Here is a 14,436-nt window from a genome sequence, read left to right on the forward strand (position 1 = left end):
CTGCCGTTGCTGGTCAAACTGTTTGACTTCGCGCCCCCGTGGCGTAGATGTTTCCGTGCGTGCAATGCCGGAGCATTGCGCCGAACAAGAATAGGGAATCGAGGCTGAGGGCATCGTGCTATTTGATTTTGTCATTGCCGTGAGTTTCGTGTCGACCGGTTTATGCTTGGGCTGGGTCGCTCACGCACTTTATCGTGCTGGCGTTTTGTCCAGTCCCGCTGTTTCGGCACCGGCCCCGGAATCATCGAACGTTGAAGCGACGTCAGTGGTTGACTCGGTTGCCACCGCTCTGGCACCGGAACAGGTCACGGCGGTTGCCGATCGCATACGAAGTTTTGCCGCCACGATTGCGGCCTCGATCGACACGCACCAGACCAAATTGGAAGCGGTCAGTTCTACGCTCAGCGGTACCGACTTAACTCAGGCACCGCCCGGAATTCTTGAGGCGGTCGAACAACTTTTGTCGGCCAATGCGTCGATGCGCCAACAGCTCCAAGAGTCGCAAGAACGATTGCGAGAGCAGTCCAAGCAGTTACAGTCCGCTGAGCAGCGAGCCCAAACGGACGCATTGACGGGGGTCACCAACCGCGGCGAGTTCGATCAACGCATCGGTAAACGGTTCGCCTTAGGCCCATCGCAAGCCGGTGTCTTGGTTCTGGCGGATATCGATCATTTCAAGCGGTTTAATGACGAACACGGGCACCGCGCCGGCGATGAAGTGCTTCGGCAAGTCGCCCGAGGACTTGAAGCGAGGTTGGAACCGTATGGCACCGTCGCACGATTCGGAGGCGAAGAATTCGCCATGTTGATCGAGCCAGAAAGCTTGAACACGCCCGGTGACTTCGATGAAATTCTGCAACTCGTCGAGCAAACGCGAATCTCCGTCAGTACCCGGGAAATTCAGTTCGAAGAAAAGCGATTGAAGGTCAGTTTGAGCGTCGGCATCGGCGAGCTGCAGCCTGATCAAACGCTGGGCGAATGGGTACAGAAAGTCGATGATGCGTTGTACCGCTCCAAAGAATGCGGACGCAACTGCAGCCATTACGTATCAGCAGATCGAATCATTCGAGTTGCATCGCCATCACCGGCGCTCGCGGGAACAATGCCAGAACATTCGCTTCAGGCAAACGGGGCGTCCGGTTCCGGCGTCGCGACGGCGAACCGGTCGGTCGTCGACGGATCGGTCGCGACCCTCGCAACCAAATGGCAACCGGCCAATGTCGATGAATCGGTGGATCATCACGATCCGTTAAGATCCTTGATGCTTACACTGGATTCAACCGAGTCAACCGAACGCCCGAAAACGCTGGGATACTTGCCCGATCAAGAAACGCTTATCGAAGGCGTGTTGAGCACGCTTCAAACCCGGCGTTTGACGAATCGGCCGCATTATTTTGTGGCGATTCAGTTATCGGGAAATCCATCGGGCGCATTGATGCGATCATTGTTGCAACTCGTTCGTGCCGCGATGCGAAGTCAAGATAGAATCGGTTGCATCAACCACAATACCCTGTTGATTCATTTACCCGAATGCGACGAAGCTGACGTGAATCAACGAGCCGAACAGATTTGTCTGTCCGCCGGTTCGATCGGGGTTCAATTGGCATCGATCGATCGCGAGCAACAGTCCGAGCGTCTGTCGATTGGGATCAATCGTTTGGATTTTCTGGACGAATTGTCGGTTTCTGCGCGGAAGCACTCAGGTTCGTCAGGGCTACCCGATGCCAACCAAATCCGGGAAGCGATCGTTCAATCAAGAGCGGTCGCGTTGTTGGCTGCTCGTCAACCGGCCGGCGCGATGCCGATTTATGTACGCGAAGCCATGCTGGAATCCATGGCCTGATCGATGACCGCCTTGGATTTCTGATAACCTTCGGCGGCGACATCGGCGGCGGGTCGTTCCCAGTAAATCGGATTGAATAGCTCGAGCGAGAACGTGCCGACGAAGCCATGTTTGAGTAGCATCGCGATCGTTTCGACGAGCGGACACACGCCGTCGCCGGGGAACACCCGGTCTTTGTCGCCGATCTCGGCGATCGAAGGTTGGGCGGGGTAGTCGTTGATATGAAACAGCGGCATCCGGGACGCTTCGATCATCGCCAACCCGGTCATGTCGTTGCCGCCTTTATAAATGTGATAGAAATCCGGCAATAAGGCGGCAGCGGGATGGGCGGCTTCGGTGGAAACGTAAACCAGTTCGCTGAGCCGGCTGAGCGTCGGCGAGAATCCCCAAAGTTCGAGCAACGGCGTGACACCGATCTGTTCGCCGATGACCAGCAGATCGCGGTACCGACCGGCGATCGTCTTGAGGTCCAAATCGCCTTGCTTGGCCAACGCGTCGGCGTTGTGGGCACCGATCGGCGGAGCGGCCATTTGATGCCCGCCGAGTTCACGGACCATCTCCATATCGCGACGCGCTTCGTCCAATCCGGCTTGACGTTGTCCAGGATCGCTGACGATCCACTGAGCGAATCCGATCGCCCCGGACAAGGCCAGACCGGAATCGTCGAGCTGTTTTTTCAAATCGCTCAATCGGCCGCCGCCGTCAACAAATTGACGCAGGTCACGGATCCAGGGTTCGATTCCGTCATATCCGGCCTCGGCGGCGACCCTAATTTGATCGGGTACAGATAGTTTCTGGCCACGGATCGTGCTCGTGTTGAGCGAGATCGGAGGACGCGAGACGACATCGGCTCGCCGAGGTTCGGATGCGGTTACCATTGTTTGCACTGAAGTCGGCATGAGCCAAGGAGTGGAAGCGAGGAAACCAAAAAGGTGACGACGATCAAGGGTGAAGGACATGATAGGCTCATCAGAAGGAATAGGCTTCAAAGCGATTTAAAAACTCAGGATGGGCCCCCTTAAGATGAACGAAATGTTCATCGATCATGACAGGGGTAACCAGTCGGGTGCGAAATATGGCGTAGAACAAACCAAAAAGAAGAATCAATCCACCCGCCATAAGGCAAAAGCTTCCAGCGAGTTCGGCGTCAGGACCTTGTCCCATCATCATGATTCCGGCAACAAACAGGATCGGCCCACCTAAACATAGTACCCAAGCGTTGCGAATCCGTTTGCGACGAAGGACTCGCCAATGATCGCTCAACGGAATCATCACGGTAGCGCGTTTGGATACAATGATCGCGATCAACAGGTAGATCAAGACGTTAAGCAGAATTGCCAACGCAATCCACTGATTGTGCCAACTGAGTTTCCGCCGCAAACGATAACCCGCAGTCGGTTCGTTGCTTTTAAAGCAAATGTCGGGCAACGTGGCATCACGGTGCATGATCAAGATCCTCCCCTTGCGATAAATCTGGCCTTGCGGGCCGATGAAAGCCGAGTTGGAGGTGGGAGTGTAGGGGTTGATGGGAGTTTGATATGGATTGTCGATGGCCATGCGTGTGCTTTCACAAGAGTCGAACTGCGCAACTCGACTCATCATATCAAAACCAAACCCGCGAGCATTCAACGGGCGAACGAAAAGGTTCCTCGACGGAACGTTATCGCTGAACGGCTTGGATGAAGGGCGGCTGCCAGCTCGGGGCCAACGAAGCATCATCGATCGTCATTCCCGCTTCGATCTGTCCGGCATGATTGACCAGGGGATGATCGGGGGTTTGTCCCAAGGCTTCCGCGGGGAGGAATCCGACCCGGCCGTCTTCGTAGAGCACGTTGATGCCGCGACCTCCATGGCTGATCAAGGTCGGTGCCGTGGTCGATTGGTCGGATTGTCCAGGACCGTTTCGGACGATCGCGGCATCGCTCATCACGGCAAACGACGATCGACCCTGGAAACGAGGTGATGCAAAATAGTCGCCGTCGCGGACGCCGAGATTGTAGGCGTAATGACCACCTGCGGTCGTTTGCATCCAACGAAGTTTCTCGATCGCGACCAACAATCGCTCGTTCATTTCAGCATCGGCAGGACCGTGGCGGTTGATCGCCATCAATTCTCGACCGACTTCATCGAGTAACGATAACGTCACCAGATCGGGCGAGCCATTGGCATCGGCCGACATAGCATTGGCATCGGCCAACATAGATGGTCCCGCATCGGTATTCCAACGTGTCGGCCAAAAATGGTCACGTTTGAGCGACGGACAGAGCGTCCGTTCGATCCCGTGCAACAATCCCGCTTCGCGGAGGCGCGGGCCGTACATACCGGCGAACGCTTGATAACCTTCGGGTGCAATCGATGGTAAACGCTGTTCGGCGTTGCGATTGACGAACTGAGTCATCGCCACGCCCAATTCACGCAAGTTGTCCTGGCAAGCTTGCTTTCGCGCGACGAACCGGCCTTCGATCATCGAAGGCAATGCGATCGCGATGACGACGCAAGCGGCCGTCACCGAGGCCAACCAATCTCGCCAATTCCAACCGTGACCACCGCCCAACTCGGCCACTGGGGAGAGTTGAGAAGACGAGCGGATCGTCACAGCGTCCTCCATCGCCCCGTCGTCGAAATCGCCGAGTTGCTCGTGATCGTTATCCTGCGGAAGCATCGGGGGCAGCGACGCGAGGGTCCGAGCGACCAAATCGACCGGCGGCGGCTCGATCTCAGCGTTTTGGTCGGCGGCATCGAGGCCGTTGAGGGCGGCCTCCAACTTGGCCAATTGGCGGCGTGCCTCTTCGCTGTCGCGCAGCCAAGCTTCGACACGACGCATTTCGTCTGGTTCGAGCGCTCCGAGCAGGTAGCCGATCAAATCTTCTTGCATCAGCAAGGCAGCCGAGACGGGAGGGAAGGGGTGGGAAGGAAACAGGTCATGTTGAACTGATTTGCTCTTCTACGGTCATTCCCCCATCGTGGTTCGGATCGGCTGTCAAGGGTAATCGGGTCGCTCAGGAGACCGAACCGACAAAAGTAACCCGCACCGTGAGCGAGTGACTCCAGCTCATCCCTCGCTTGTGCTCCGGGTTGCCATTGAGCCCGTATTCAGCTCCTCTGCCGCGCTGGGACGAAAATAATTGGGAACCGCGTCCAGGGGAGTCATCAGTCTACCCCAGGACTCGGCCCCGGTCATCCAAATTTCGGCACCAATTCGTCCTACCCCCGCGGCCCGTGAGCGGAGCGGATCGGAGTCATCTGCGATGAAAGCCACCCCGGAGGGTTCTAAAGTCGAGCGGTCGCCGGCGAAAATCCAGGGTGCCGATGACTCGGTCGACGACGCGATTTCCTCCAACTGAACTTTCCACTGGGCCTTGGAAACCAATTCAACGGACTCGATTTCGGCGAGTTTTGGATGGGCGGTCTCGGATTGCGATCCCACAAAGCGTCCCCGGAAAACTTGGCCCCGGTAGGCCGCCAGCCCCACCAGGACGTTGAACGGGCCGCGAAATGACGACCAATCCGGTGATCCGGATCGGGCAACGACGGCGGAATGGGCGATCGCGGCGAGAGAATCGACCGCTACGAGAGGCACATCCCAGGCGAACGCGAGGGTTTTGGCGGCCGTGACGGCAATCCGCAATCCGGTGAACGAGCCCGGTCCGATCGCCACGGCTATGTAATCGGGTGCCCGGATCGTCTTGCCAGATGCCGAAAGGATCTCGTGGATCATCGGAATTAATGTCGAGGCCGCCCGGGCTTGCGTGTCCAAATGCCGGGCCGCGACGACCAAGTCGCCTTCCATCAAAGCTACCGATCCGTCGCGTCCGATCACCTCGATCGCGAGTCCAACGGGTCGTTTCGGAGTCATTACGGAGAAATCTTGTCGATAGGTTGTCGTGGAAAATTCATAAAGGCTACAATCCTCGCCTGCCGAATGTACTTATTTCGATTCTTGTTTGTTGAGGGATTCCGTGAAGCGAGCGTTAATCAGCGACATCCACGGCAATCTCGAAGCGTTGCAGGCCGTGCTCGCGGACATCGACGCGATTGGTGTGGATGAAATTTACTGTCTGGGCGATATCATCGGCTACGGGCCCAATCCATGTGAATGCTTGGATTTGGTGATGAAGCGATGCAAAAGCACGATTTTAGGCAACCACGATCAGGCCGCTCTGTTTGATCCCGACGGGTTCAACCCGATGGCGCTGCGGGCGATCTACTGGACTCGCGACCAACTCGACGGCGGCCATGGTAGCCAGGCACAAATTAACGCCCGCTGGGATTTCTTAGGCGAATTGCCGCGATTCCTCAACGAAGGGACCTTCAAATTCGTCCACGGTTCGCCTCGCGACCCGACCAACGAATATGTTTTCCCAGAGTACGTGTACGATACCCGCAAGATGGAAATCCTGTTCGGCAAGGTAGAACAGTACTGCTTCATGGGGCACACCCACTTGCCGGGCGTCTTCACGACTCATTGCGAATTCATTTCTCCCGAGGAATCAGACCATACCTTTTCGCTCGGGCCGAATAAACTATTGATCAACGTGGGCAGCGTCGGCCAACCACGGGACGAGAACAACCAATCGTGCTACGTGATCCTGGATACCGACGCGATGACGGTCACCTACCGCCGCGTGACCTACGATTTCGAAGCCACGGCCGCCAAAATTTACAACGAACCCGATCTCGACGACGCGCTCGGCGATCGACTGAAACGAGGACATTGACTCTTTGACTCGCACCGCCATCCTCAGTGACATCCACGGAAATCTTGCTGCGCTAACGGCGGTTTTGGCGGATGTCGAATCGCAAAAAGTCGATCGAATCGTTTGTTTGGGCGACGTCGTCGGTTACGGGCCGGAACCTTGCGCCTGTTTGGACACCGTCATGCAATTCGATTTTTGCGTGTTGGGAAACCACGACAGTAGCTCGTTGTTCGACCCCGAAGGTTTCAACGTGGCCGCCGAACAGGCCATTTTCTGGACGCGAACCCAGCTCGAACGGGTCGGCAGCGATCCCGAAGCGAGCCGACGCCGGATCGAGTATTTGTGTCATTTGCCGCGAACGGTGCGTGAGAACGACTGGTTGTTCGTTCACGGATCGCCACGCGGACCGACCAACGAGTACGTCTTTCCCGAAGACACGCAAAACATCAAAAAGATGGAAAAGCTGTTCTCGCTCGTACCGCGTTTGTGTTTCCAAGGCCACACGCACGTGCCCGGCATTTTCACGTCCGACCATCGTTTCGTCCGCCCGGTCGATACCGGAACGGGTTATTCGCTGCGAGATCCGCAAGCCAAAATGATGATCAACGTCGGCAGCGTCGGCCAACCCCGTGACGGCGACCCGCGAAGCTGTTACGTGATCGTCGAGCCCGATTTTGCCGAGTTCCGCCGAGTCGAATACGATATCGAAGCGACCGTCAAAGCGATCGAAGCGGAATCCGATTTAGACAACTTCTTGGGTTATCGACTCCGCGAAGGTCGTTGAGGATTTTTCCAATGCATCGCTGGAGAGCCAATTGAGCGATTTTTCCTCATCCCAGTCGAATGCGGAACCGTCCGGCGAGGACGAATTAATCGCGAAGTTACTCGCCGGCGACGAGTCCGCCCTCGAGGCGTTCTTGCTGACGCATTACCAATGGCTCGACCAATATATCCAGCGTCGAATCCCCGCCAATCAAAAGGGGCGGATCAACAGCGAAGATATCATTCAAGAAGTCTACCTTCGTGTCTTTCGAAATTTGCCGTCGTTTCGGGCAGAGGGAAGGGAGCAGTTATTTGCGTGGCTGCAAACAATCGCGAGAAACACTTTATTTGATGCCTTTCGCAAGCATCGCCGCGACGGCAAAGTCACCAATGAAGCGGATGCTCCCGCTCAAAACGAAGACAACATTAACCATCTGATCGAGGAGTTCGCGGTCTCCTCGGACCCTCGAAGCTCACAATGCTTGCGGGTCAAAGAACTCCGCCAAGCGTTCTACGTGGCTCTCGGTGGGTTACCCGAAGAGTACCGCCAAGTGATCGAAATGCTGTACTTGCAACAACTCGAGCTTCCCGACGTGGCTGAGCGGCTCGGTAAATCAGAAGGATCGATTCGCGGCATCCGTACACGGGCTCGTCAACAACTACGCGAAGCCTTGATTCGATTGTCGCTGTACGTGTAGCGGCACTAGGAGCCTATCCGAAAAGGGGTCTGACCCTTTGGAGGCGAGTCAATTTTCGTTGCTTTTCTGGTTTCGCCGGAGAGGGTCAGACCCCTTTTCGGATAGGCTCTATGGCTGTTGGATTAGCTCTTCGATGCCCTCGATTCCTTCCGCCGCCGGTTCTCGCTCGGGAGGCTGCGGTCGTTCGCTGACTTCCGTCTTGGCAACCTCAGCCAAAGGTTCACCATAAAGGGCGTACAATTCCATCATCATGGTGTAAAGCGAGTGATAGGCGTTTTCACTTCCCGAAGATGGCTTGGAAAACTTCAGTCCGTTCCGTGACATGAAGGCAATCAGCGTCCCCGCATCCCGGCCATCTTTATCGGGATCGAAGATGGTGGACGCCGAGACGAGCCGTTCCGGGTTGCGGCGATACGCCTCGAGCTCGACCGTTTTCTGGGACAAGAAATCTTCGCCTCGCATGATCGCTCGCCACTGTGCGGTCGTTAAGCCTTGTCGTCCATAGTCCGGATAGAGTTCAAAAAACTTCTGCGACATGGAAGCAAACACACGTTGCATCCGTTCGGCCGCCCGTTGGTGCATCGCGTTACGTTCGTTGGTCGGATGCTCGTCCAGTTTGGCGACGATCGAATTGAGTCGTTCGATTTCACTGCGGTGCATTGAGAACGCCTCTTCTCTGAAAACATCCGGCCAATCGAACGCGATCGGAGTGGGTTGGTTCAGAAGAAACTCGATCGAATCGATACCATTGTCTTGTTTGATCTTGAGTTGACTATGCATCGTTTCGTCGAGCTTCCAGCGCTCATGTCGGGTATTGGATGAAAATGTTTCTTCGAGTGGAATCCCATAGCCGATCGGTGTTCCGACGAATTGGTCCAACATGAAGTTCAAGTTCGTGTGGGAGCCTCGTCCGGAGAGTCGCGGATGACGTTTCATGTATTCATAACGTCGTCTCGCTGCGGTGTCTTTCAGACGCAGGGTTTGATCGGCGGCAACGTCATACAGATCTTTCCGCCGCATCTTGCTGCGCATGTTTTCTTCGTGCCGCTCGAAATAAATCAAGACCTTCTTTTTCCATAGGTCCAGTTCAAGATCGACCGCCTCGGCCACTTTTATGCGCGCGTCGGCGAGAAGATTAAGATACTCACCTTCGGCCAACATGAATTCGCTTTGTGCTTTTAGTAACTCCGACGCCGCTTGAATCCGCTCCGCCAACGGGTCACGGTTGCCGCCATTGACACTCCCCTGACCACCCCCGATCACCACACCGGGCGCGTTCCCGATGGGGAGATTTCCGTTGCCGTTACCGTTGGCATTGCCGTTTCCATCTCCATCTGCGGCATTCTCTTGTTCGCCGTCTGCATTGGCGACATCGTCATCGTCGGCCGATACGCCCCGATAACCAGTGCAGAAGGGTGGAATCGTGAGCACGCACAGGAGCGTCAGCACGGCGTGCAGATGATTTCGCGACATGATGATTTGCCTTTGCGGTGGTTGGGCTGGAGTTTGGGCTAGGGTTTGGATGATTCGGCCTGTTCGATTGCTTGCTGGATCGCTGCTCGCGTTATCAAATGAAGTTTCGCAGGTTTGCCTTCGGTGGCGTTGTCCGACGGGGCACGTTCGGGCCCGCGATACATTCCTGCAACTCCGCCTCGAAGATCAACGATCGGGCAACCATCGAAAAGAAAGTACCTCCAATCATCTGACTGGCTATCAAACGTAGCCAGCCAGCTCAGAGGCGCGCTCGAATCGTCCGTAATCAGCATTTCGTTGACTTCGATCCCGTATTGACCGATCTCCCGCGATTCCCCGGCTTCGTAATAGGCGGCATCGGATTCGATGGACGGATGGCGAAGTTGCAACCGTTTCTTAGCTTGAATCGGCGATTTGCCTTGCTGAGGTAGATAAATCGATTTCTCTGTCGTCGCCGAATTGACTCGAATCCATCCGACGTCATAGCTGTCCGCTTTCAGACGGAGCCAATACTCGCTGCGACGGAGTTCCCGCAAACGATTGATCAACGGTTCGACTTCGGATTTTGCCGCACCGTCATTGGAAAGCTGCTGAATTTCTTTACGAACGGTTTCAGATTGGCCGGCAAACTCGGCGAGTTCTGCGACGCACGTTCGATAAGTGTCATGAACGCCAGTGGATTCAACGACGCGTTCCCACTGGTCAAAGACACGTACGACAAAAAACTGGTATCGATTATTTTCCAATGACTCGATCACGTGAGCATTCGTAAGAAGCAAATGGGGGGCTGCTTCCCAGGCGACGGCGAAATCAAACAGGTGCGTTTCGGTTTCGATCACGATCAAGTACATCGACTGATCGATATTGGCACGGGCGGAAACGTTCGGTCCTTGAGCGGCGGTCGTTTTGGTTTCGTTTTGGTTCGGCCTCGCGCGATCGGAGTCTTGAGGCGGATTGGCGGGAGATTCTTCGGTGTCATCGGGATCGGATTGAGCGACAACGATCGTCGAGGGTCCCGTGGTATCACCGGCACGGGTATCACCGGAAGGGACAATGCTAGCAGGGACAATGCTAGCAGGGACAATGCTAGAAGGGCCATTGCCGGACGCGACCTCAGGCTTCGCGTCAAACGTCGAGTTTGAGCCTGTCTTGAGCAGCGACCAAGCCGACAACCCAGCCACGAGCAATGTCGCCACCAAGATGCCGGCATACCACCAATCGGATCGATGGTTTGGTGCGATGTCCGTGATTTCGGAGGCGGGCGGTTCGGCGATCAGATGTCCGTGTCCGGTCTGGCCGAACACGGATCTCGCGGTCAATTGCGTGACGCCCACTTGGAACGGTTCGTCGGCCGATATCACAACGGACTTAACCCGATGATTATCGACCCATGTTCCATTGGTGCTACCGCAGTCGATCAACAGGATCTGTTGGTTTGGGTCAAGGATCAACATCGCGTGACGCCCCGATACGGCCTCGTCATGAGCAATCAGGTAGTCGTTTTCGGACGCATACCCGATCCGGATCGCCAGTTTGGCGAGGCTAGGATCGGGCCACGGCATCTCAATCACGCCTGCCAAGCGGATATGATCCGAGGGCCTACAAGGCGTCGGCTGCGAGACGACGTTTTGGTTGACGGTCGTCCCCGTCGAGGAACCTAGGTCTTCGAGCTGAAATCCAGACGGATGCCGATTCAATCGACAGTGAACGGGCGCAACAGCGGAGGAGCGAATCCAAACGTCGCAAGACGAATCACCGCCGAGAGTCCACGTCGAAGTCATCATGAAAAACGTCAACCTCGAAACACAAAGCGTTGTTCACCGAGTTGGAACGCCGCATGGGGTCTCAATCGGACTTGAGTGATACGGTACCAGATCCCGTTAAGCGAACCCGCATTCTTGATCGACCAGCGGTTTTTTCGATCCAATGAAATGAGCGCATGCTTGAGGTCCAGCAGCCCGTCGGCGAATGCTTCGAGATCATCGCAACGATCCCGTCCGATCCAGGTCCCGTCTGGGTCGAGTGTCAAACCGTCGACGGGTTCGCCGCCAACGATATGCTCCCAACACACTTCGGTACCGATCTGCGTGAATCGATAATTGTTCGATCCGATCAACAGTTCATCACCATTCTTGAGCACCGCCCGTTCGATCATGACATAGGTGCCATTTTTGCTCTCCAGATCGCGCAACCACCACCGCCAACCGTCGTTCTCTTTCTCTCGCGTGATTTCGGCGTGCCGAGAGGAAATTTGTTTGTCGTGTTCGATCAGGACTTCGCCGCTCATCCGTCCGATAACGTTTCTATCTTTCCGCAAGGCGACGGTCGTGAAGGTGTTTTGGTAATCATGGCAAACGTCGAGGTGAGCCATCGGCGGACGTTTTGACGGCCGGAACGGGATCGTCGGTCCGTCATGACGTTCGGCAGTCGCTCCGCCGCCCGAACCGCCGCCGTGAGCTGGTGCTGGCTCACCGATCGTTCGGGACACCTGTCCCGTCAAATGGGAATCGATCAAACAGGTCGCGCGAGCATCACCGCCAGCGGGAAGCACCGTGGTAAATCGCGGGTCAAACTCGCTTTCGTCAGGTTCCGCCTGCTCGCGCATCGCGTTGATCACGCGAACTTTGTCAAGTTCTCGTCGCAAAGAGTCGGCGATCTCCGGATGCCTTGAGATCACGTCGGCATCGAGAATCGTTTCCCCGTTGCCTCGTCGTTTGAGAACATCCAATGCGATGGTTGCGGCTCTCTCCTGATCGCTTTGCATGATTTTGAAAAATCTTGATTTTTTGTGTGCGCCGACTCTGCTATCGGGCGTTTGCTAGATGTACACTGAACGGGTCTCAACGGGCGAGACCGGCACCCCCCAGACTTCACTATTTTACCTGGAACTTAACGATGAAGACACTCCAAAACATTCGATCGGCCGCCAAACGATTTCACAACAACGAAGACGGATTGGAAGCGTTGCAGGTCGTGATGATCATCGCCGTGGCCGCCGTGGCTCTGATTTTCGTCAAGAGCCAGTGGGACGGTGACGACGGCATCAAGAAATGGGCAACCGACTTGATCAAGAGCGTCGTCAGCTTCAAAGAGTAAGCCGTTCTTCAGTCGTCGGCTTCGTTGTTTCGCTCGCCGGCATTTGCCGGCTGGAGCTTTAAAATCACAAGAACGATTTTTCCGTTTTCGCTGTGCTGCGTCACCGAGTAGAGCTCATTGGTGGGACTTTTCAACCGCCAATGAGACCAAGCCTTGGTGTCTCGCTCGACCTCCCAGCCCTCGTCACGCCATAGCTGAAACAGCTTATCACGACCGAAGGACAGTTCGAGGACGGTCGCGGCCGGCTGGCCGGTTTCTGAATACCGGGTCGCTGTCACGCGGGCGTGGTCTGTAAGCGGCAAATTCCAATCCGACGCGGTTAGACGTGGTTCGCCCTGATGGATCATCCCATGGTCTTTCGACTTCCTTGGCGATGCAAACGTCAGTAGCCTCAGTGGCGGTTCGGAGCCGATCAGGATTTGCAACACCAATACCTGATCGTTCGGGCCCACATACAGCTTGGCTTTCACTCCGTTGGAATCGATACGATGAACCGCACACTCGTTTTGGTGTGTTACGTCGGTACCGAGCGATTCGAATGCATCAATTAGCGGTCGCGACTCTTCGGTTGAAATCCCAGCGAACGTTTCGATCTCGGGCTCAGCTCGATAGCGTCTTTCCGCTTCCTCAGCATCTTGTATCTCCTCAGCACCGACGCGAAACTTCGCGTCGGGCAGTTCCCACAGACCGCCTTGCAGGAACTCTAGCGGGGACGGCACTTCAGATCTTTCGTCAAAGAGCTCGCTGATGTCATTCCCGCCGGAGCCCGAATTCAAACCAGATCCCGAATTTACATTCTCGGTGGCTCGTTTTGCCTTTTCTGAGTCATCAACGTAAAACAGCGAACTCGGTGAAAAGATCAGCCAACCGGACACCGCAATGACAAACATCGACGCAACCACTTTGGACATCCATGGTTGTTTTCTGGTCTCATGTTCGTCAATCATAAGTATCACTGAGGCAGCTTGTCGATTTCGGCTTGTGACTGCTGCTTGGCATCCTCAATGACTCGGATTTCTTCTCGCTTCTCGGCGATTTCACCATTCTTCATTCCGATCTGCGTACTTAAGTCAGACATGTCATCGGTAAGCGTCTGAATGTCACTTTGCAATAAATTCGCCTGCGCCAGCAAATCCGACCGCTCTGGGGAGCCTGCGGGAAACGTCGCAGCCTGCTCACGCAATTCCGTCTGCTTGTCGATCAACTCCTGACGTTCGGCATTCTTTTCATCATACTGCGACTGCAGCTCCTTTCGTTCGGCAATCAACTCGTTGAGTTCATCTTTGAGTTTGTCGATCTGATCCTGCATCTCTTGTTGCTTCTTTTCGAGCTCGTCTTTCTTTTCATTCTTGTCCTTCTCGGCTTGATCGATCTCGCCCTGATTCGGAAGCGATCCCATCGACAACAAGGTATGAATCAGGTCACGGGCGAAATCAGCCACTGCTCCGTTGCCGCCCAGCATCTTCTCAAGAATTTTGAAATGTGGTTCTTTTTCATTGAAGGTTTGGACCTGATCGGAGTCCCAGGTCCCTGACAAAACCACGTTGGTCGAATTGGTATCGATGGTTCCACCGAGCCAAGAATAAACCTTGACCGAACGTTTTCCGTCGCCCATTGCACGACCTGTGTCAGCGGTCATCGTCGCGACAACGCTCAACTCGTCGTCGGCCCAGGTCGATTGATCGCTGCGATCTTTCCAGCCTTCATACCGAGCCACGATCGCCGAGTCGGATTGTTCGAGCGTCACGCGTCCGAGCATAAAAATGAACCCGAAGAGCAGCATCAAGAAGGGCAGTCCCATTACAAATTCGAGCGGTGCCATACCGCGACGATCTTTGACCGCATTGAAGGATGATCGGGTTCTCAT

General features: G+C 55.4%; 14 protein-coding genes. 5 read left to right on the forward strand and 9 right to left on the reverse strand.

The genetic code is table 11. From position 1 onward, the window contains the following. Nucleotides 1-115 precede the first annotated feature (115 nt). Nucleotides 116-1,843, forward strand: a complete 1,728-nt coding sequence (locus tag Pla100_RS02985; protein WP_146576150.1) for a GGDEF domain-containing protein — start codon at nucleotides 116-118, stop codon at nucleotides 1,841-1,843. Here Pla100_RS02985 and Pla100_RS02990 read toward each other — a convergent pair. From Pla100_RS02990 to tsaB, 4 genes are all read right to left on the reverse strand, one after another. Beyond that, a complete protein-coding gene (locus Pla100_RS02990; RefSeq protein ID WP_146576151.1) occupies nucleotides 1,807-2,802 on the reverse strand; it encodes a sugar phosphate isomerase/epimerase family protein in 996 nt (331 codons plus the stop codon). The genes Pla100_RS02985 and Pla100_RS02990 overlap by 37 nt on opposite strands. A 10-nt stretch (nucleotides 2,803-2,812) precedes the next feature. Next, a complete protein-coding gene (locus Pla100_RS02995) occupies nucleotides 2,813-3,400 on the reverse strand; it encodes a hypothetical protein (protein ID WP_146576152.1) in 588 nt (195 codons plus the stop codon). Nucleotides 3,401-3,503: 103 nt separating this feature from the next. Beyond that, nucleotides 3,504-4,718, reverse strand: coding sequence for an anti-sigma factor family protein (locus Pla100_RS03000; protein ID WP_146576153.1), 1,215 nt, complete (start codon nucleotides 4,716-4,718; stop codon nucleotides 3,504-3,506). A gap of 177 nt (nucleotides 4,719-4,895) precedes the next feature. Then, a complete protein-coding gene (gene tsaB, locus Pla100_RS03005; protein ID WP_146576154.1) occupies nucleotides 4,896-5,699 on the reverse strand; it encodes a tRNA (adenosine(37)-N6)-threonylcarbamoyltransferase complex dimerization subunit type 1 TsaB in 804 nt (267 codons plus the stop codon). A 103-nt stretch (nucleotides 5,700-5,802) separates the two neighbouring features. Between tsaB and Pla100_RS03010 the strand changes: the two genes are divergently transcribed. From Pla100_RS03010 to Pla100_RS03020, 3 genes are read left to right on the forward strand one after another with little or no spacing between them, the layout of a single operon-like run. Beyond that, entirely contained in the window at nucleotides 5,803-6,561 is a 759-nt protein-coding gene (locus Pla100_RS03010; protein ID WP_146576155.1) for a metallophosphoesterase family protein, read from the forward strand. A 4-nt stretch (nucleotides 6,562-6,565) separates the two neighbouring features. Next, a complete protein-coding gene (locus Pla100_RS03015; RefSeq protein WP_146576156.1) occupies nucleotides 6,566-7,324 on the forward strand; it encodes a metallophosphoesterase family protein in 759 nt (252 codons plus the stop codon). A gap of 31 nt (nucleotides 7,325-7,355) precedes the next feature. After that, nucleotides 7,356-8,000 (forward strand): RNA polymerase sigma factor, encoded by a 645-nt coding sequence (locus Pla100_RS03020; protein WP_197167660.1) that lies wholly within the window; start codon nucleotides 7,356-7,358, stop codon nucleotides 7,998-8,000. 108 nt (nucleotides 8,001-8,108) lie between these two features. On the opposite strand, the gene Pla100_RS03025 is transcribed toward Pla100_RS03020, so the two are convergent. The 3 genes from Pla100_RS03025 to Pla100_RS03035 are packed head-to-tail and all read right to left on the reverse strand — an operon-like array spanning nucleotide 8,109 to nucleotide 12,237. Then, nucleotides 8,109-9,473: a hypothetical protein gene (locus Pla100_RS03025; RefSeq protein ID WP_146576158.1), complete on the reverse strand. Its 1,365-nt coding sequence runs from the start codon at nucleotides 9,471-9,473 to the stop codon at nucleotides 8,109-8,111. A gap of 38 nt (nucleotides 9,474-9,511) precedes the next feature. Next, complete coding sequence (locus Pla100_RS03030) at nucleotides 9,512-11,257, reverse strand: FHA domain-containing protein (protein WP_146576159.1); 1,746 nt, start codon at nucleotides 11,255-11,257, stop codon at nucleotides 9,512-9,514. A gap of 8 nt (nucleotides 11,258-11,265) precedes the next feature. Next, nucleotides 11,266-12,237: an FHA domain-containing protein gene (locus Pla100_RS03035; RefSeq protein WP_146576160.1), complete on the reverse strand. Its 972-nt coding sequence runs from the start codon at nucleotides 12,235-12,237 to the stop codon at nucleotides 11,266-11,268. 131 nt (nucleotides 12,238-12,368) lie between these two features. Here Pla100_RS03035 and Pla100_RS03040 point away from each other — a divergent pair, with 131 nt between their 5' ends. Then, nucleotides 12,369-12,569 (forward strand): hypothetical protein, encoded by a 201-nt coding sequence (locus tag Pla100_RS03040; RefSeq protein ID WP_146576161.1) that lies wholly within the window; start codon nucleotides 12,369-12,371, stop codon nucleotides 12,567-12,569. Nucleotides 12,570-12,577: 8 nt separating this feature from the next. Here the strand turns inward: Pla100_RS03040 and Pla100_RS03045 are convergent, their stop codons facing one another. Further along, nucleotides 12,578-13,480, reverse strand: coding sequence for a hypothetical protein (locus tag Pla100_RS03045; RefSeq protein ID WP_146576162.1), 903 nt, complete (start codon nucleotides 13,478-13,480; stop codon nucleotides 12,578-12,580). Nucleotides 13,481-13,521: 41 nt separating this feature from the next. Continuing rightward, on the reverse strand, nucleotides 13,522-14,436 hold the full coding sequence (locus tag Pla100_RS03050; protein ID WP_146576163.1) for a coiled-coil domain-containing protein: 915 nt from the start codon (nucleotides 14,434-14,436) through the stop codon (nucleotides 13,522-13,524).

It is taken from the genome of Neorhodopirellula pilleata (assembly GCF_007859915.1).
Taxonomy (GTDB): domain Bacteria; phylum Planctomycetota; class Planctomycetia; order Pirellulales; family Pirellulaceae; genus Rhodopirellula; species Rhodopirellula pilleata.

Coding starts and splice junctions, on each gene's coding strand:
- Pla100_RS02990 (WP_146576151.1), bottom strand. CDS start 2,802: ATGTCCTTCACCCTTGATCGTCGTCACCTTTTTGGTTTCCTCGCTTCC.
- Pla100_RS02995 (WP_146576152.1), bottom strand. CDS start 3,400: ATGGCCATCGACAATCCATATCAAACTCCCATCAACCCCTACACTCCC.
- Pla100_RS03000 (WP_146576153.1), bottom strand. CDS start 4,718: ATGCAAGAAGATTTGATCGGCTACCTGCTCGGAGCGCTCGAACCAGAC.
- tsaB (WP_146576154.1), bottom strand. CDS start 5,699: ATGACTCCGAAACGACCCGTTGGACTCGCGATCGAGGTGATCGGACGC.
- Pla100_RS03025 (WP_146576158.1), bottom strand. CDS start 9,473: ATGTCGCGAAATCATCTGCACGCCGTGCTGACGCTCCTGTGCGTGCTC.
- Pla100_RS03030 (WP_146576159.1), bottom strand. CDS start 11,257: ATGATGACTTCGACGTGGACTCTCGGCGGTGATTCGTCTTGCGACGTT.
- Pla100_RS03035 (WP_146576160.1), bottom strand. CDS start 12,237: ATGCAAAGCGATCAGGAGAGAGCCGCAACCATCGCATTGGATGTTCTC.
- Pla100_RS03040 (WP_146576161.1), top strand. CDS start 12,369: ATGAAGACACTCCAAAACATTCGATCGGCCGCCAAACGATTTCACAAC.
- Pla100_RS03045 (WP_146576162.1), bottom strand. CDS start 13,480: ATGTCCAAAGTGGTTGCGTCGATGTTTGTCATTGCGGTGTCCGGTTGG.
- Pla100_RS03050 (WP_146576163.1), bottom strand. CDS start 14,436: ATGAGAACCCGATCATCCTTCAATGCGGTCAAAGATCGTCGCGGTATG.